This window comes from Acinetobacter dispersus, from assembly GCF_009884975.1.
GTDB classification, from domain to species: domain Bacteria; phylum Pseudomonadota; class Gammaproteobacteria; order Pseudomonadales; family Moraxellaceae; genus Acinetobacter; species Acinetobacter dispersus.
The window spans coordinates 2,918,520-2,935,137 of record NZ_CP041970.1; the positions used below are offsets into that span (position 1 = coordinate 2,918,520).

General features: G+C 42.9%; 18 protein-coding genes, 2 tRNA genes and 1 pseudogene. 7 read left to right on the plus strand and 14 right to left on the minus strand.

Features of this window, described 5'->3' with window-relative positions:
* Positions 1–35 precede the first annotated feature (35 nt).
* From FPL17_RS13415 to FPL17_RS13430, 4 genes and pseudogenes are all read right to left on the minus strand, one after another.
* The gene (locus tag FPL17_RS13415) at positions 36–332 is read right to left on the minus strand and encodes a DUF3861 domain-containing protein (RefSeq protein WP_005186599.1); all 297 of its coding nucleotides are present in this window, start codon (positions 330–332) and stop codon (positions 36–38) included.
* A 19-nt stretch (positions 333–351) separates the two neighbouring features.
* Positions 352–741, minus strand: coding sequence for a transcriptional repressor (locus tag FPL17_RS13420; RefSeq protein WP_159885505.1), 390 nt, complete (start codon positions 739–741; stop codon positions 352–354).
* Between the two features lie 13 nt (positions 742–754).
* Positions 755–1,281: pseudogene (locus FPL17_RS13425) on the minus strand (PadR family transcriptional regulator).
* A 218-nt stretch (positions 1,282–1,499) separates the two neighbouring features.
* The gene (locus FPL17_RS13430) at positions 1,500–2,288 is read right to left on the minus strand and encodes an ANT(3'')-II family aminoglycoside nucleotidyltransferase (RefSeq protein ID WP_159885507.1); all 789 of its coding nucleotides are present in this window, start codon (positions 2,286–2,288) and stop codon (positions 1,500–1,502) included.
* Positions 2,289–2,679: 391 nt separating this feature from the next.
* Between FPL17_RS13430 and FPL17_RS13440 the strand changes: the two genes are divergently transcribed.
* From FPL17_RS13440 to FPL17_RS13450, 3 genes are all read left to right on the plus strand, one after another.
* Positions 2,680–3,264 (plus strand): TetR/AcrR family transcriptional regulator, encoded by a 585-nt coding sequence (locus FPL17_RS13440; RefSeq protein WP_159885511.1) that lies wholly within the window; start codon positions 2,680–2,682, stop codon positions 3,262–3,264.
* A 66-nt stretch (positions 3,265–3,330) separates the two neighbouring features.
* Complete coding sequence (locus tag FPL17_RS13445) at positions 3,331–4,203, plus strand: NAD(P)-dependent oxidoreductase (RefSeq protein ID WP_159885513.1); 873 nt, start codon at positions 3,331–3,333, stop codon at positions 4,201–4,203.
* A gap of 4 nt (positions 4,204–4,207) precedes the next feature.
* Complete coding sequence (locus tag FPL17_RS13450; protein ID WP_159885515.1) at positions 4,208–5,422, plus strand: MFS transporter; 1,215 nt, start codon at positions 4,208–4,210, stop codon at positions 5,420–5,422.
* 312 nt (positions 5,423–5,734) lie between these two features.
* On the opposite strand, the gene guaA is transcribed toward FPL17_RS13450, so the two are convergent.
* Positions 5,735–7,303, minus strand: coding sequence for a glutamine-hydrolyzing GMP synthase (gene guaA, locus FPL17_RS13455; protein WP_159885517.1), 1,569 nt, complete (start codon positions 7,301–7,303; stop codon positions 5,735–5,737).
* 445 nt (positions 7,304–7,748) lie between these two features.
* Between guaA and FPL17_RS13460 the strand changes: the two genes are divergently transcribed.
* Positions 7,749–8,975 (plus strand): DUF445 family protein, encoded by a 1,227-nt coding sequence (locus FPL17_RS13460; RefSeq protein ID WP_171067187.1) that lies wholly within the window; start codon positions 7,749–7,751, stop codon positions 8,973–8,975.
* A gap of 49 nt (positions 8,976–9,024) precedes the next feature.
* Here the strand turns inward: FPL17_RS13460 and FPL17_RS13465 are convergent, their stop codons facing one another.
* Positions 9,025–9,396: a NirD/YgiW/YdeI family stress tolerance protein gene (locus FPL17_RS13465; protein WP_159885518.1), complete on the minus strand. Its 372-nt coding sequence runs from the start codon at positions 9,394–9,396 to the stop codon at positions 9,025–9,027.
* Between the two features lie 145 nt (positions 9,397–9,541).
* Positions 9,542–9,958, minus strand: coding sequence for a DoxX family protein (locus FPL17_RS13470; RefSeq protein WP_005186591.1), 417 nt, complete (start codon positions 9,956–9,958; stop codon positions 9,542–9,544).
* Positions 9,959–10,200: 242 nt separating this feature from the next.
* On the opposite strand from FPL17_RS13470, the gene FPL17_RS13475 reads away from it, so the two are divergent.
* A complete protein-coding gene (locus FPL17_RS13475) occupies positions 10,201–10,839 on the plus strand; it encodes a DedA family protein (protein WP_151716504.1) in 639 nt (212 codons plus the stop codon).
* Between the two features lie 15 nt (positions 10,840–10,854).
* Here FPL17_RS13475 and FPL17_RS13480 read toward each other — a convergent pair whose 3' ends face one another.
* From FPL17_RS13480 to FPL17_RS13500, 5 genes are all read right to left on the minus strand, one after another.
* Complete coding sequence (locus FPL17_RS13480) at positions 10,855–11,445, minus strand: LysE family translocator (RefSeq protein ID WP_005186582.1); 591 nt, start codon at positions 11,443–11,445, stop codon at positions 10,855–10,857.
* Positions 11,446–11,655: 210 nt separating this feature from the next.
* Positions 11,656–12,045 carry a hypothetical protein gene (locus tag FPL17_RS13485; protein WP_005186579.1) on the minus strand — a complete coding sequence of 130 codons (390 nt, stop codon included), beginning with the start codon at positions 12,043–12,045 and terminating at the stop codon, positions 11,656–11,658.
* A gap of 9 nt (positions 12,046–12,054) precedes the next feature.
* On the minus strand, positions 12,055–12,897 hold the full coding sequence (locus FPL17_RS13490; RefSeq protein WP_004801912.1) for a ParA family protein: 843 nt from the start codon (positions 12,895–12,897) through the stop codon (positions 12,055–12,057).
* 82 nt (positions 12,898–12,979) lie between these two features.
* Complete coding sequence (locus tag FPL17_RS13495) at positions 12,980–13,369, minus strand: SirB2 family protein (RefSeq protein ID WP_159885519.1); 390 nt, start codon at positions 13,367–13,369, stop codon at positions 12,980–12,982.
* Between the two features lie 9 nt (positions 13,370–13,378).
* The gene (locus FPL17_RS13500) at positions 13,379–13,687 is read right to left on the minus strand and encodes a BolA family protein (RefSeq protein WP_004801908.1); all 309 of its coding nucleotides are present in this window, start codon (positions 13,685–13,687) and stop codon (positions 13,379–13,381) included.
* A 190-nt stretch (positions 13,688–13,877) separates the two neighbouring features.
* Here FPL17_RS13500 and FPL17_RS13505 point away from each other — a divergent pair.
* A tRNA-Gly gene (locus tag FPL17_RS13505) sits at positions 13,878–13,950 on the plus strand.
* Between the two features lie 41 nt (positions 13,951–13,991).
* A tRNA-Gly gene (locus FPL17_RS13510) sits at positions 13,992–14,067 on the plus strand.
* A 100-nt stretch (positions 14,068–14,167) separates the two neighbouring features.
* Here the strand turns inward: FPL17_RS13510 and FPL17_RS13515 are convergent.
* On the minus strand, positions 14,168–15,004 hold the full coding sequence (locus tag FPL17_RS13515) for a TorF family putative porin (RefSeq protein ID WP_159885520.1): 837 nt from the start codon (positions 15,002–15,004) through the stop codon (positions 14,168–14,170).
* A 200-nt stretch (positions 15,005–15,204) separates the two neighbouring features.
* Positions 15,205–16,605 carry an aminotransferase gene (locus FPL17_RS13520; protein WP_159885521.1) on the minus strand — a complete coding sequence of 467 codons (1,401 nt, stop codon included), beginning with the start codon at positions 16,603–16,605 and terminating at the stop codon, positions 15,205–15,207.
* Positions 16,606–16,618: the final 13 nt, after the last annotated feature.

Here is a 16,618-nt window from a genome sequence, read left to right on the forward strand (position 1 = left end):
TAAAATCATATTTAGTTGAGTTTGCAATTTCATCTCTACTTCTTCACTTGCTGTTTGAGATTTTTCATAAACTGACCAAACTGAGGGAGAAACTCTTTAAATAGAGGATGATCATTATTTTCCAACATCACTTCACTAAATAGTTTCAAACCCACTGCAAATGACTTGGTGGTTTGATCATCAAAAAAATCGGCTTTCTTCAAACGTTCCACAATCTCGAAAATATCATCATGATTGCCTGTATAAAACTCTAAACGCTCGGTATAAGTTGAGACTTGTCCTTTCGCATCTTTTAAATGTTGCACAGTGACATGGTATTGGTGCTGTTTCATAACGTTCTCCATATGCTTTTTAAGCACTTTCTTTAATTTCAACCTGCATCAAGTCAACTTGATATTGATTAAACACAACTTTCAATGACTGTAAAAATTGTGCTTGTTTTGCTGTGGTTAAATCTGCACAACGAATTTGTAGTAGTTGGATCTTAGACAAATTCGGAAGGTTAAATTTTGTCTCGGCACGATGAAATTGATAACTGGCAAGTAAACCTGCGACCACCAAATCACTAACCACACGATAGACCGTAGCCAAGCTTAATTGCTGTTGTTGTAGGTTAAGCCGCTGATAAATCTGCTTTACCGTAAGATCATCTGACTGTTGCGCCAATATGGACAATACCGCCATACGTGGATGCGTGACTCGTAGCCCTGCCTGTTTGATTTTCTGTTGTAGCTCTAACATCTTTTCCCCCAACTTATAAACGTCCAATCGCAATGGCCGCTTGATCAATTTTTCAGCAATTTCATGAATTTGCTCTTGTTGTAAATCCGCGATATTCAGCTTTAAACGTAGTGCTGTTTTTAAATTTTCCATAGCACGATGAATATCAATCAACTGATCATTATTATGAATTTCACGTCTCAATCGCAGTTTTTGTAGTAATGCCGCCAGCATGTCTTGCTGCTCTTTTAAGTAAACTTCACCATATTCAGTCACCTGATATTGCTTACGTTCCACATCGAGCAACTGGATAAGATTCATTTCTTCCAATGCAGTCAGTGTTGGATAGATTGTTCCTGCACTTGGGGTATAACCATCACCTACAAGATCACTAATCTCTTTAATGATTTCATAACCGTGTTTAGGGTTTTGTTGAATCAAATGTAGCACCAGTAGTTTCATACGACCTGATTCAAATAAACGACCACGACGGCCTGAACGGTGATGCTCTCGATGCTGGATATCACGTTCGTGTTCGTGATGATCTGATACGTGTTTCATCTTTATTTTTCTCATATTGCTTACTTTACGCATATTAAGATATATCTTAATTAATCTTATAGCAAGTTAAGATATATCTTTAAATTTTAAAATTCTGATATTGAATGAATTATTTACTTTATAGGTATATTTTTAGAAAAGTTAAGTAATAAAAAAGAGCACCTAAGCGCTCTTTTTTAATATCGAACTTTAAATAAGACCAACTTTTTAAAATATTATTATTTGTTCAGGCCACCCTTCTTCTTAAGCTGTTCATCAATCCTTGAACTCAGGAAATCAACAATCGGCCGTATAGCTTGGTGCTCATCTTGCCAATTTTGCTTTGCAATCTTACCTTTATATTCTTGGCTCATGCGCTGCAAAACAGGCTGATGTTGCGGTTGTAACTGAGCAATCACCCATTGCGCAGCCTGATCTTTAGGTGCAATCTCATTCGTCACCAAACTAAAATAAATACGGCATAAGGCCAAAATCTGATTACGCTCATCAGCATCCTCATTCCAATGCGCCACAATCGATGGATAGGTATCTGCCATCGCCTGCCAGAGTTGCGGTACAGGAATCTCAGCTGACCACTGTGTCAAACTTGGCCCTAACAAAGTACGATGATGCATTTGTGCTTTCTTCAATAAAATACTTAGATCTGGGTCTGCATGTTCGCTAAGTATAACACCTTGGCTTAACTCATCCCGCAACCATTCCCCAAACTGTAGCTGGTAGCTGAGTGGATAACTTCCCGAAAGAATATGATCTTTGTGTACGATAGTGACTTCAAGTGCACGTTGTACAGCACCAATCGGATGCGAAATTTGTAATAAGGTTTCTGCCAGTTGTTTTCGTTGCTGGAGTGTCAGTGCTTGAGTTATGACAACCAAAAGATCCAAATCACTTTCTGGACCTAAACCACCATCAACAGCTGAACCATATAGATAAATACCAAACAGCGACTCACCCAGAAGCTGCTGTAAAAATGCTGTTAATTGTTCTAATTGCAAAGTCTCTGACATGCTTTACCTCTTTCTCAATCGTATAAAAAAGGGAGGATTTTCATCCTGCCTTTTCATTTAATTATTCCCACTCAATTGTTGACTTAACAGCATAATAAATTGAAAAAAAAGAATTTTTCCATATAAGAAAAATGCCGTCGTGCCTACCGTCGAAATGCCACCACTTATGAAAACATTGTTTTTTCGACAAGTGAGTGTGACGAAGGTTTCGCCATCTATCGCCAGCGACAGCAGCCGCGCCATATGCAGACCTCGATCAGCGAAAGTGCTCACAATACCAGCATCATACCGCTTCACAGCCCGATTTAGGACGTGCTTAATCCCATTCATATTGACAACGCTTTGCGTTGTGTTTATGGTATGGTCGTTCAAGAATAGGAATAAATTACCCATGGCCCGCCCTAGAGAGTTCGACGAAGACCATGTGCTTGACGCCGCAATGGAGACCTTTTGGCGCAAGGGCTATGAGGGGACTTCCGCCCAAGACCTTGTGGATGCTACAGGTCTCGGACGCGGCAGCCTCTATGCCGCCTATGCGAACAAGCATGGCATCTTCGAGCAGGCGCTTCGTCACTATCAAAAGCGCGCGCAAGGCCACGTCGATCAACTCCGCGAGCCAGGTTCCCCTGTCGAACGCCTTCGAGAGTTAATGCAGGGGATTGTCGATGCCGATCTAAGCGCATCGGAGAAGCGTGGATGCCTCGCCACCAACAGCGCGATCGAGGTCGCCAATCGCGATGCGCATGTTGCCGATCTGGTACGCGGCAATTTCAATATCCTGACGCGTGGCATCGAAGAAACAATCCGGCGCGGTCAGGATGCTGGCGAAATCCGCTCCACCACCGATGCCGAGACGCTGGCGCTTTTTGTCTTCAATGCCGTGCAGGGGTTACGTGTGCTGACCAGCACCGCCTCCACAAAGGATCGCGCCAAACTGACCACGATCATCGATCAAACCTTGAGCGCGTTGATCTGACCCCTTTTTTTTGACCAGTTATGGAACGATCATTAAATAATTTCCACAACATCACAGGAGCTACACATGACAAAGAATAATCCCGCCGTTTCAGTTGCCGTTCTCGGCACCGGCCTTATCGGCACAGGCGTTGCCCTCAATCTCGCCCGCAAAGGATTTCATGTCCGCACATGGAACCGTACGGCAGAGAAGGCCCAGGCCCTGACGGCCAATGGTGCGCAAGCCTTCGACAATCCGGCTGATGCCATCTGGGACGCAGATGTCATCATCACCGTGCTGAAAGATGGTCCTGCCGTGAATGAGACAATGGTGGCGGCACTGCCCGGCTTGTGCAAAGGCGCGATCTGGCTGCAACTCAGCACGGTAGGTGTTGAAGCCATCGACACGCTTGCCGCCTTCGCCGATGAAAATAGTCTAATATTCTACGACGCGCCGGTCCAGGGAACCCGCCAGCCCGCCGAGCAAGGCAATCTGGTCATTCTCGCCTCTGGTCCCGAAGAAGGTCGGCGCGTTGCGCAATCGGTTTTCGACGCCATCGGCCAGCGCACCCTTTGGGTGTCGGACAGGCCGGGTGCCAGTAGCAGCCTCAAGCTGGCGCTGAATGCCTATGTATTCGCGCTCACGCATGGCACGGCCGAAACCCTTGCCATCGCCAAAGCGCTCGGCGTCGATCCGGCACTGGTGGTCGAGGCCATAACTGGCGGACCGCTCGACAGCGGTTATTTTCAGGGTAAAGCCAGCGCGATGCTCAAAGGCGATTTCACCGCTAGCTTCTCCGTCACCAACGGGGTGAAAGATGCGCGCCTTGTCCTGGACGCACTGACCGGCACCGGCGTTCAGGCGGATTTGGCAGCGGCTAGTCTGGCCCGCTTCCAACGGGTCGAGGAGGCTGGATATAGCGACAAGGACATCGCAGCCTCTTTCCTAGCGGATGCGTAACGCCATGACAGTTTCCAAAAACATCCAAACTGATCGCCTGACAGAGGAAGGTACGCACGAGCGTCTGCCGGTCGGACAATTGCTGGCGTTCACGGTGGCGGGGTTTCTCGCCATCATGACCGAGAACATGCCCGCGGGTCTCCTGCCGCAGATCGGCACGGGTCTTGGCGTATCGGAAGCCATGGCCGGGCAGACCGTGACGCTCTATGCGCTCGGCTCGGTAGTGGCGGCAATCCCAGTCATCGCGACGACAAGAAGCTGGAATCGCCGCCCGCTGTTCCTGTTGGCGATTGCCGGGCTTCTGATCTTCAACACCATGACCGCCGTGTCGGCGCACTATGGCATGACACTTCTCGCGCGCTTCATTGCTGGCATGTCGGCGGGCGTGGTCTGGGGACTGGTCGCGGGCTATGCACGGCGGCTTGCACCGCCGCATCTGCAAGGCCGAGCGCTCGCCATCGTCGGTGTCGGCCAACCCATCGCACTGTCGCTCGGGGTGCCGCTTGGCGCATGGCTCGGTGGTCTGTTCGACTGGCGGGCTGTCTTCTGGATCATGTCCTCTGTCGCCTTGCTGCTTCTGGCATGGGTACGGTTCGGTGTCCCCGACTTCCCCGGTCAGACACAACACCAGCGGCTGCCGGTGCGTAAGGTGTTCCTGATCCCAGGAATCGGTCCAGTGTTGTTAGTGCTGTTCGCATGGATATTGGCGCACAACATCCTTTATACCTATGTCGCGCCGTTCTTAGTCGCATCTGGCACTGAATTGCGGGTCGAGCTTATTCTTCTCGTCTTCGGCATGGCGTCGGTTATCGGCATCTGGGGAACCGGCGTTCTGGTGGATCGCCGCTTGCGGGGCATCACGCTCATCAGCCTCGCCGCCTTCGCCCTCGCGGCAGCCTTGCTAGCGATACCGCATGGATCGGCCGCGCTGGTGCTGGTCGGAGTCACCATATGGGGGCTAACTTTCGGCGGTGCACCGACCTTGCTGCAAACGGCGCTGGCGGATTCCGCAGGTGAACATGCAGATGTGGCTCAATCCATCCTCGTGACCATCTTCAATCTCGCTGTAGCGGGCGGCGGACTGGTCGGAGGGCTGGTGATCGACACGGCCGGTCCAGCGTGGCTGCCCTGGACCCTTCTGCCGCTAATCGTCATCGCACTGGCGACGGTGTGGCAGGCGAAGGCTCACGGCTTCAGAGCCGGACGCAGAGGGGCATAATAGCAATGGGCGGGAAAATTCTAGCTCGAGAACAGAATCAGTCCGCTGTCGATTTTTGCGACCATGATCGGACTCCCTGAATGGAAAATCTCCTTTTTATTTCAAAGGAGTAATACCCAAAAAAATACCATCACAAGCTCTCTAAGCCGTGACGGTATATGCAATTTGACGATGAAACAAGAGCCTCCATACTGTCAATTCCGAGGCGTACTCCGCAATGGACGGTGATAGATTCTGGGCAATTAAACTATTTCAGCGTGTTATAGAGGGCTATAGCATAAAAAAGGCAGGATTTTCATCCTGCCCTTGGTCTTATTCCCACTCAATCGTTGCTGGTGGTTTAGATGACACGTCATACACAACACGTGAAACATCTTTAATTTCATTCATGATACGGGTTGAGATTTTATCAACCAATTCGTATGGCAAGTGTGCAAAACGAGCTGTCATAAAGTCAACGGTTTCAACAGCACGAAGTGCAATCACCCATGCATAACGACGACCATCACCTACAACACCTACTGATTTCACTGGTTGGAATACCGCAAATGCTTGAGCAGTTTTGTCGTACCAACCACTTGCACGAAGCTCTTGCATAAAGATATCGTCAGCAAGACGAAGAATATCTGCATATTCTTTTTTCACTTCACCCAAAATACGTACGCCTAAACCTGGACCTGGGAATGGATGACGGTAAATCATGCTGTGTGGTAAACCAAGTGTTGTACCCAATTTACGCACTTCATCTTTGAACAAGTCACGTAATGGCTCAACCAATTCAAATTCTAAATCATCAGGTAAACCACCCACATTGTGGTGTGATTTAATCACGTGTGCTTTACCATTTTTAGTAGCAGCAGACTCGATTACGTCTGGGTAAATCGTACCTTGTGCCAAGAATTTCACGCCATCAAGTTTACGTGCTTCTTCTGCAAATACTTCGATAAATTCACGACCAATGATTTTACGCTTTTTCTCAGGATCAACTTCACCAGCCAATGCAGATAAGAAACGCTGTTCAGCATCAGCACGGATCACACGAATACCCATGTTTTCTGCAAACATTTGCATCACTTGATCACCTTCGTTTAAACGAAGTAAACCATTGTCTACAAATACGCAAGTTAACTGGTCGCCAATTGCCTTGTGCAATAATGCAGCTACAACTGAAGAATCAACGCCACCAGATAAACCAAGCAAGACTTTTTCATTGCCAATTTGCTGACGTAACTGCTCTACACGTAGATCGATAATGTGTTCCGGTGTCCAAAGACCACGGCAACCACAAATCTGATGTACAAAGTTAGATAGTAATTCAGCACCTTTTGCAGTGTGAGTCACTTCTGGGTGGAACTGAACACCATAGAAACGACGTGTTTCATCGCTCACAGCAGCGAATGGGCAGCTTGGCGTGCTTGCAGTGACTTGGAAACCTTCTGGAATTGCACTGACTTTATCGCCATGGCTCATCCATACATGAAGTTGGTCTTCGCGATCTTGTAACTTACCAATTAATTTATCACGTACAAGAATATCAACTTCGGCGTAGCCAAACTCATGCACTGTACCTGGCTCTACTTTACCGCCAAGTTGTTCAGACATGGTTTGTAAACCATAGCAAATACCCAATACTGGTACGCCTAATTCAAATACAACTTGCGGCGCGCGTGGGCTTCCTTCTTCATGTACGCTCTCAGGGCCACCTGACAAAATAATCCCGTTTGGATTAAACGCACGAATGTCTGCTTCAGACATATCGAATGCATACATTTCAGAATAGACACCCGCTTCACGTACACGACGTGCAATGAGCTGGCTATATTGAGAGCCGAAATCCAAAATAAGGATACGATCTTCAGTAATTTGAGTATTGGTCGTCATGGTTCATCTTAAAGGCAAATGAATTAAGCGCCACATTCTAACATTTTTCACGCTTTGACGCACCGCAATTCATCATCTATCTGATTTTTTAGTTAGGCTGACCAATAAACGCTGATATTTAAACTAAAATTTCACAAACCTGCTGCCAATAAGGAGAGTTAAATCAACAATTGTTGCCTATTCTGCTCAACACAAAACAAAAATTGGTGCTAAGATAATGAGTCGAAATGTGCATTGCCATGGAAAGGTATTCATTCGACAACATCGTTACCTTTTTATACGATTGTGATGACCTTATTCAAAGGAAAAATAAAGGGTAACTAAAAAATTTAAAGATATGGGTGCATCACCAATATCCAAAATATTTCACTATCATCATCTAGCGCTTGCCCGACCACGAGCAACAATTAGGACTTGAAGGACCAATAAAATAATGTTTCAAGAAATGATTGCGGATTTTCAACAGAATTTCTGGTTATACATCTCAATCCCATTTATCAGTGGCTTTATTGGTTATGTGACCAAAGTCATTGCCATTCAAATGATGTTTTCACCGCTTGAATTTAAAGGGTTGCGATTATTTGGTCTGCCACTTGGATGGCAAGGGATTGTTCCTCGCAAAGCAGAAAAAATGGCCACCACTGCGGTGGAGTTGATGACCTCTAAACTCATCAAACCTGAAGAAATTTTTGCCCGCCTCGACCCGAAACGTATTGCCCAAGAAATTGAAAAACCATTGATGGCAGCAGCTGAAGACATTACCCGAGAAGTTGCACAGCAATATCAGCCGGGTTTATGGGAAGGCATGCCTGAGTTTGCACGACAAAAACTGATTAAACGAGTTCAGGCGAAAGCGCCTGAAATTGTTGAACATATTATGAGTGAAGTACAAAAGGATGTGACCAAGTACTTCGACATCAAACATATGGTGGTCAACAACCTGCTCAAAGATAAACGCCTCCTCAACGAAATTTTTAAGAAAGTCGGCAAACAGGAATTCAAATTCTTTAGTAATGTCGGCTTTGTTTTTGGCTTCGCGATTGGTGTGGTGCAAATGTTGTGCTGGATCGTGACCCAAGGCAAATATCCATGGATGCTGCCGATGTTTGGCGGCTTTGTCGGCTTCTTTAGCGACTGGATGGCTTTGCAAATGATGTTTAGACCTTTGTATCCGAAAAAGATTATGGGCTATACATGGCAGGGTTTATTCATTAAACGCCAAAATGAAGTTGCTGCGGATTATGCTGCGTTGATTTCTAAACAACTCTTGACCTCACGCAACATGATGGAAGAGCTTTTTTCAGGCACACATTCGGATAAAGTCATTGAGCTGGTCAGCCGTCAAGTCAAACAAGAAATTGATTTACAAGCTGGTATTGTCCGCCCATTAGTTGTTTATGCAATTGGCGGTGAAAAATATCAGAACTTGAAAGCAGAAGTGGCTGAACGCATTTTAAAACAACTTCCAGACACGATGCGCTATGTTGAATCTTATGCAGAAGATGCGATGAATGTGCGGAATACATTAGTTGAGCGCATGCAGAAACTCAGCCCTGAAGAGTTTGAAGGTATGCTGCGTCCAGCCTTTAAAGAAGATGAGTGGTCATTGATTATTGTCGGTGCTGTGCTCGGTTTTCTGGTTGGGGAAATGCAAATTCACTTTATGCTCTAATCATTTCAATGATAAAAAAGGAAGCTTAAGCTTCCTTTTTTTAATGGCATTATTTATGCGCATGCTTTTCAATTCTAATCACTTCAATATCTGTCGGTTTATAACGGTGCGTATCTACTTCACCGACCAAACGCACATGATCACCGACTTTTAGACCCGCTTGACGCCAGATATCATCATCAATTTCAATACCAATCGTACCGCTTTGATCTTTGAACTCATAATGATCACTTTGTAAATGTTTCGTGATTTGGCCTGTCAGTGTCACGCCCGTTTCATCTTTCAGTTTGGCAACTTGACTGACCGTAACTACATTCTTTGCAGCCTCTTGTACAATCACATGGTCATCTTTACCTGCCCATGTCAACGTAGACAATCCCGTTAAAACGACAATCCCACAACTTGCAATCATTCTTTTCATTTCATGTCCTATTTTGTTCTAACAACTTATAATCTAAACAGAAATAGTCGATGATGTCGGCTTAAGTTTGTAATCAAGCGTAATCTATGTAATGCATACATATGCTTAACCCCGCTGATTAAAGCGGGGTATCTTATTGCTATTGTTATTTTTCAATCAAATGATCGAGACTAAAACGACCTGCACCATAGAGCATTAATGCAAAGAAACCACCCGCCATTGCAAAGTTCTTCATAAAGTTAATGGCATCTTCTGCACCAGCATGGAAGATAAAGGCTGTAATAATACTAAAAAGCCCTAAACCCAAAGATGCAAAACGTGTTTGGAAACCGAATAGCAGCGCCAAACCACCACCAAACTCCATCAGAATCACCAATGGTAATAGAGCACCCGGAACACCCATTGATTCCATATAGCCCGCTGTGCCAGCATAACCAACGATCTTGCCCCAACCTGCAACAAGAAAGATATAAGCCATTAATAAACGTGCAACTAAAATGACAACGTTTGATACACCAGATTGCGTTACGATATTTTTTACAACAACATTTGGATTAAACATGGTTGATTCCACACTGTTCGTTTTTTAACATAGTAGCAAGTTTATGTATCTTTACTTTTGCAATAAACACTAGTTTAGTTAACACATCGTTCCTTATTTGCAACAATAGAAATTGTCTTTCCCGTTAAACCATTGTTTCCAATTTCCCTTCTCTGAAAGTTACCAATTAATTTGCTTTTTATACTGACATTCTACAGATGCGCTGCTAGGATTTAGCTCACATTTATAGTGTTAACATCTTCATGGAACTCATTGATTTTATTCTGCACGTTGACGAACACCTTTTAGAATTTATTACCAATTATGGCGTATGGATCTATGCCATTTTATTCTTAATTATTTTTGTTGAAACTGGTTTAGTGGTGATGCCATTTTTACCGGGTGATAGCTTGTTATTTGCTGCAGGTGCATTGGCGGCTTCAACAGGAGCAATGGATCCATGGGTACTAGGTGTTTTATTATTTATCGCTGCGGTCCTTGGTGACACCTTGAACTACCATATTGGTCGTTATATTGGTCCACGTGTTTTTGAAACTAATTCTCGCTTTATCAATAAACAACATTTGATTAAAACCCAGCAGTTCTTTGAACGTCACGGCGGTAAAACCATTATTTTTGCTCGCTTTGTACCCTTCGCACGTACTTTTGCCCCATTTGTTGCAGGTGCAGGGAGCATGAATTATAAATTCTTCCTCACCTATAACGTGGTTGGCGCATTTTGCTGGATTGCATCGTTCATTACGCTTGGTTATTTATTCGGAAATATGCCAATCGTGAAAGATAATTTCACCCATTTAATTTTCGGTATCATTATTATCAGTATTTTACCGGGTGTGATTGGATTTATTCGTCAAAAGCTGAATAATCGTAAAGCACAATAAATCTAGGTTTGTTTTTTAAAACAACCGAAAGATCATTGGCAACATACAAATCAGCAATAACATCGCCGACCCTTTATATAAGTGGTCGGCTTTGATTCCAACCAAACTTCCCGCCAATAACGCACGCCCAAACAGCATCCAAAAGATACTCACGGGTATCAGGATCAAACTAAACACCGCAAATACCAGTGCAGCCTGCTCAATCGAATTCCATGTTTCGCTCGGGAAAATTCCTGAAGCCAATAACACTGTTTTAGGATTTTTTAGGGTTGAGATAAATAACTGTCTTTTACGAATATGCTGGTGATGTTGATCATGTTTTTGTAGATGCGACCCTTTCCAAAGATGAAAGGCCATCCAAAGTACATAGAGCAAGCTTGCGGTATGTAAAATTGCACCAATTGCTGGCCAAATCGGATCAAATAAATGAATGAAAAGTGCCCATAAACTAATGCCATACAGATAACCCAACCATTCAATCGGGATAAACGTTATCGTTTTAGGTACACCATGTTGATGTGTTGCACTGGCAAGCAAAGCATTGGTCGGACCTGGTATTAACAATACCGCCAACATCGCCAAAACAAAAAACCAACTCTCAATCATACACATACCGAACAACTATACATGGGCGCCACCTTAAACGAATTTAGGGCAAAAACACAAATTTTAGCAGTGTGGTTGAACAAGACAAATCAGTAACTTACGAGATGTTTTTAATTCAATTATTTGATTTTTATCATTATATTTTGAAACATTTTGCTATAATTTAGTTAGTCATCGCCATTGCGAACAATGGCGATCAGTACACAAAATTTATGATTTTGGACGTTGCTTCACAATGATTGGGCAACCTTTGAATTTCGCTGCTTGTACAATTGCATCTTGTTGTCCCAATACATTGGCAAGTTCAGTATTTTTGGTATTCATTGACTGTCCCATATTGACCGAGATCGATGGGCCAAAGCCCCAACCGCCTCTACCCCAGCCCCCACCAAGTCCAAGACCAACCCCTACACCAGTACGTTTTGGTGTTTGTACACCATTTTCGATATAAAGCTGAATACGGTTGTACTCGGCTTGCAACTGCTGGCAACCAAGGGCTTGATATTGTGTAGGCGACACATAGGCAGGCTTAACCGTTGATGCACATGCACCCAATAACATGCTCGCTGCCAAAACAGGCATCCAATATAAGCGTTTCATAAGATTCTCTTATTTCTTTGATTCAATCTCATTGAACAGGGTCACATAAGCGACGGTCAATTTGTGGTCAGATGCCAAATGAATCAAGGGTAAATTCTTTTGATGTGATTCTTTCATCAAGATCGATGGCGGCAACATGCTATCCAGCACAGGCAAGCCTTCGTCTTTTAACTGTTGAACCACTTCACGAGGTAATTTTGCCTGAGATTGGAACTGATTGACCACAATTCCCTCAATCTCTAAGCGATCATTATGATCATCTTGGGTTTCGAGTACATTTTCAATCAAAGTTTGTAACGCACGTTTTGAAAACACATCACAATCGAATGGAATCAGCACGCGATCTGCTGAAATTAATGCAGATAAAGTGAAGAAGTTAAACGCAGGTGGCGTATCAATAAAGATACGGTCATAGCGCGCACTGAGAGACTGAATCGAATCACGTAATTTATAAATTTTGTGCTTACTTTCCAGTGCATGCTCCAATGCACCTAGGCTTGGGCTTGCAGGAATCACATCCAGATTATCAAAAGAAGAACGGTGTACATAGCTGTCCAAGCCTTTGCCTCGTGGTGCTTTCAGGATTGAACCAATCGCATTGCCGATCAAGCCCTTTTGCTGCGTACTACCTAAAATATCATCAAAGAAATTTTCAATGTTTGGCTCTAATGCTGCTTTATCCGCAGAATAGGTTGCATCTTCACCTAAAAGGTATTGGCTTGAATTCGCTTGTGGATCAAGGTCAATCACCAAGGTTCTAAATCCTTGTTTCGCGCTAATCGCAGCGAGATTGACTGTAATACTTGATTTCCCCACACCACCTTTTTGGTTAAACACCACACGCGTTAACATGATTTCCCTCTATAATATTTTTGTAAACTGCATGCAGTTTAACCTAGTGACAAAACAATTACTCAAACAATGTGTCGAACAATCAGGCAAAAACAGGCTTAATCATCACCAAACCAAGAATACCCAGCATCGCCACTGTCCCGATGAGTAATCCTGCACGGCGTTGTTGCAATAAAATGCTGCTGTCCTTTTTATAGGTTTTGATCAAAGAAGACCACAACACAAAAAATAAAATCACTTTGGCGTAGAACCAAGGCTGCACCTCAAAGTTATTCATGAACAGTAAAACCGCACCCGTCACAATAATTAAGGTCAAAGATAGATGTTGTAATCCCACCAAGCCTTTACGTGCTTTTGGATTGGGTTGTTGATCTTGTACCCCAACAAAGAGCGTTGAACCACGTAATACAAAAGCAATGATCAATAAGCTCACTGCGGACATATGCACAATTTTAGTAAGGAAGAGGTCCATCATTGATCCTTAGCTTTTTGGTGCATGTGCACATTCAGGGCTGGCAGGTGCTTGGCCTTGCCATTCACTCGGTACATAAGCATGAATCGCAAGTGCATGAATTCGACCAGGACTCATCAACTCTGCTGCAACAGCATAAATTTTTTGATGACGTTGTACTAAACGTAGTCCTTGAAATTCATCACTTACCACGATGACTTTAAAGTGTGATTCTTTACCCGGGAAATATCCGCCATGCCCTGCCGACTCATTAATCACTTCAAGATGGGTAGGTGCGAGGGTGTTTAAATGTTCAATCAACTGTTGTTCTAAGTTCATCAGTCACTCTGTAAGGTCAGATTGAGATAGCTCATTAGTATACATGAGCGGAATCTGAGGGAAACTTTTGTACAAAAATTTGCTTCCCCATGCTTTTTTTGCATGAAAATGCTTTAATTTTATGCAAATAATCAATTTCTTTGCATAAAATTATTGACCCTATTTTTGCATAATGTATTATACACGGCATGCGGGAATAGCTCAGTTGGTAGAGCATAACCTTGCCAAGGTTGGGGTCGGGAGTTCGAGTCTCCTTTCCCGCTCAAATTTTTTAGTGTAAGTTTTAGTAAAAACTGCTCAATTAGCGGGAATAGCTCAGTTGGTAGAGCATAACCTTGCCAAGGTTGGGGTCGGGAGTTCGAGTCTCCTTTCCCGCTCCAGATTCAAAAAAAGCCCTAGTCGAAAGATTAGGGCTTTTTTTATGTTGATGTTTCAATATTTTTTATTTGCAGGAGCTCTTTGGGCAAATAGCGATACTACTTAAAAATTATAACTTACACTAAAAACAGGCATATTCTTCTGCCCTTCTCCAGAACGATTCTCTCCACCAAATATATACTTCATTGATATTAAAGCACTCTGATCTTTTAAAATTGGACGAGATAACTCAACAGCGGTAAATCTCCATGCAAAATCTTCAGTTGTATTCAGAAATGAACCACCTTCATATTTCCCATTATCATTAAAATATGAAAATGCACTAGAAAGACCGAGACTAAAATTATTGATTAAAGGATGGAGATAGCTCAATGTTAGGTAGGTATCAAATTGACTTGCATAAACAACATCATTTAAATAAGTTTGAAGTGTCAAATTTATGCTATTTCCAATACGGTCATTCAACAACCGATTCAAAAAGATACCCATCTCAACACTTGTTGTATTTTTCCCACCCGGATATAGATAAGTCGCCATATTAAAGTCTAAATCCCATTTATCTAAGCTTGTTTTATAGCCTAAAATAAGATCATGCTCATAGTAGTCTGATGAAGGCTTTCTTAATACATCAATATTTTCTGTTTTCTCACGATCAGTTAAGTTAGGATCAGTTAAAATTTTATTTTTGTGTTGCATCTCAGAAAACGAATAACCCAACTTAGAGCCAAAATAGCTCACATAGATACTGTCATAACTCAGTGTTAAAACACCCTGTAATGTAGCATCAGATTTCTCAGGATAATTCGTTGCACCACGCAGAACATAATCAGAAACCAGTGTTAATGAACCAGAAATATTGATTTTTTTATTAGTATCTGCTGCATAAATAGAATTAGAAAACAGCAGCATTGCCATCAAACTTTGATGAAATCTCAGCATGTAAAAATTCCTTTTTAAAAAATTTAGAATGTGACTTCCTCTGCCTCTATTAAAAAAGCCAGTCATTCAATTGTGGTTAGCACCAACGATTCAGAGATATAGAAAATTCGAAAAATGGTAGTAATAAAAAATAAAAGCTTCATTTAAAATGAAAAAAGTAAGATTCAAACACCTCTCATTTAAATCTTACTTTTCAAAATCTAAGCAGCTAAATAACCTTCACCTTTAAGATCAGCGATCGTGTTTAAAATTGCTTTCCGCAATGTTCTGATGATGAAATCCACATGTTCTTTATTTAAGATCAAGGGTGGCGACATAATATTCATATGCCCAACGGGCCGAATGATCAAACCATCTTGTTGGCAATAATCGGCAATGCGAGATCCGACATTAACTGAGCTCGGGAAAAGTTCCTTGGTTTTCTTATTGGCTAAGTTTTCAATGCACATCATAAATTTCTTACCGCGCACCTCACCCACAATGTCCAAGTCAACCAATGTTTTTAATTGATCTTCAAAATATTGACCAACATCATTGACATGTTGGAGTAGGTTTTCACGCTCGATAATTTCAATATTTTTTAAAGCTGCGGCACAAGAAACGGGATGACCAGAGTAAGTAAAACCATGTGTAAATAGCGCACCATCGGCCTGAGGCTTACTAATGACTTCATAGATGTCATCAGAAATAAGGGTTGCGCCCAAAGGTAAATAACCAGAAGATAAACCTTTGGCACAAGTAATAATATCTGGAACAATACCAAATTCAGACTCTGAAGCAAAAAAGTGCCCTAGGCGACCAAATGCGGTAACGACTTCATCTGATACGTACAACACACCATATTTTCGACAGACGTCTAAGGTTTTCTTATGATAGCCAGCAGGCGGCACGATTACCCCACCTGCCCCCATAATCGGCTCCGCAAAAAAAGCAGCGACATTGTCTGGACCTAATTCTAGAATTTTATTTTCTAACTCCTGAACTTTTTCGTCACAGAAATCCTCTAGGCTCTGGCCTTCAGCCCTACGATATGGATTAGGACAGGAAATGTGGTGCACCAATTCACGTTCGATATCAAAACCGATATGGTCAAACTCAACCCCAGTTAATGACATACTGATATATGTACTACCGTGATAACCATCTTTTCGGGAAATTAATTTTTTCTTCGTTGGTTTACCAAGTTGATTAAAATAAAAGTGAATGACTCGCACGGCGGTATCATTGGCAACTGAACCACCACAGCCAAATAAAACATGATTAAGATTTCCTGGTGCCAATTCCGCTATTTTTGCCGATAATTTTGCAGCAGGAATCGAAGTATGATGCCCAAATGCTGAATAATATGGGATTTGCATAATCTGTTCTGAAATAGCATCTGCTATTTCTTGACGCCCATAACCAACGTTCACACACCATAAACCACCAATGCCATCGAGATATTTATTACCTTCAGCATCAAAAACATAACACCCTTCGCTTTGCGCAAGGATCATGGCTCCCTCATCTTTAAATGTTGCAAAGTCAGTCCATGGATGAATATGGTGATCTTTATCTTTTTGCCAAATTTCAGTGATTTGTGTTGTTGATAACTGATTCATGTTATTACTCCTT

What these genes read in the sequence shown, in the direction of transcription:
- FPL17_RS13460 (WP_171067187.1), top strand. Translation starts at nt 7,749, where the DNA reads ATGATTGCGGATTTTCAACAGAATTTCTGGTTATACATCTCAATCCCA.
- FPL17_RS13480 (WP_005186582.1), bottom strand. Translation starts at nt 11,445, where the DNA reads ATGATTGAGAGTTGGTTTTTTGTTTTGGCGATGTTGGCGGTATTGTTA.
- FPL17_RS13430 (WP_159885507.1), bottom strand. Translation starts at nt 2,288, where the DNA reads ATGTCAGAGACTTTGCAATTAGAACAATTAACAGCATTTTTACAGCAG.
- FPL17_RS13450 (WP_159885515.1), top strand. Translation starts at nt 4,208, where the DNA reads ATGACAGTTTCCAAAAACATCCAAACTGATCGCCTGACAGAGGAAGGT.
- FPL17_RS13415 (WP_005186599.1), bottom strand. Translation starts at nt 332, where the DNA reads ATGAAACAGCACCAATACCATGTCACTGTGCAACATTTAAAAGATGCG.
- FPL17_RS13470 (WP_005186591.1), bottom strand. Translation starts at nt 9,958, where the DNA reads ATGTTTAATCCAAATGTTGTTGTAAAAAATATCGTAACGCAATCTGGT.
- FPL17_RS13515 (WP_159885520.1), bottom strand. Translation starts at nt 15,004, where the DNA reads ATGCTGAGATTTCATCAAAGTTTGATGGCAATGCTGCTGTTTTCTAAT.
- FPL17_RS13495 (WP_159885519.1), bottom strand. Translation starts at nt 13,369, where the DNA reads ATGGACCTCTTCCTTACTAAAATTGTGCATATGTCCGCAGTGAGCTTA.
- FPL17_RS13420 (WP_159885505.1), bottom strand. Translation starts at nt 741, where the DNA reads ATGTTAGAGCTACAACAGAAAATCAAACAGGCAGGGCTACGAGTCACG.
- FPL17_RS13475 (WP_151716504.1), top strand. Translation starts at nt 10,201, where the DNA reads ATGGAACTCATTGATTTTATTCTGCACGTTGACGAACACCTTTTAGAA.
- FPL17_RS13485 (WP_005186579.1), bottom strand. Translation starts at nt 12,045, where the DNA reads ATGAAACGCTTATATTGGATGCCTGTTTTGGCAGCGAGCATGTTATTG.
- FPL17_RS13465 (WP_159885518.1), bottom strand. Translation starts at nt 9,396, where the DNA reads ATGAAAAGAATGATTGCAAGTTGTGGGATTGTCGTTTTAACGGGATTG.
- FPL17_RS13445 (WP_159885513.1), top strand. Translation starts at nt 3,331, where the DNA reads ATGACAAAGAATAATCCCGCCGTTTCAGTTGCCGTTCTCGGCACCGGC.
- FPL17_RS13520 (WP_159885521.1), bottom strand. Translation starts at nt 16,605, where the DNA reads ATGAATCAGTTATCAACAACACAAATCACTGAAATTTGGCAAAAAGAT.
- FPL17_RS13440 (WP_159885511.1), top strand. Translation starts at nt 2,680, where the DNA reads ATGGCCCGCCCTAGAGAGTTCGACGAAGACCATGTGCTTGACGCCGCA.
- guaA (WP_159885517.1), bottom strand. Translation starts at nt 7,303, where the DNA reads ATGACGACCAATACTCAAATTACTGAAGATCGTATCCTTATTTTGGAT.
- FPL17_RS13490 (WP_004801912.1), bottom strand. Translation starts at nt 12,897, where the DNA reads ATGTTAACGCGTGTGGTGTTTAACCAAAAAGGTGGTGTGGGGAAATCA.
- FPL17_RS13500 (WP_004801908.1), bottom strand. Translation starts at nt 13,687, where the DNA reads ATGAACTTAGAACAACAGTTGATTGAACATTTAAACACCCTCGCACCT.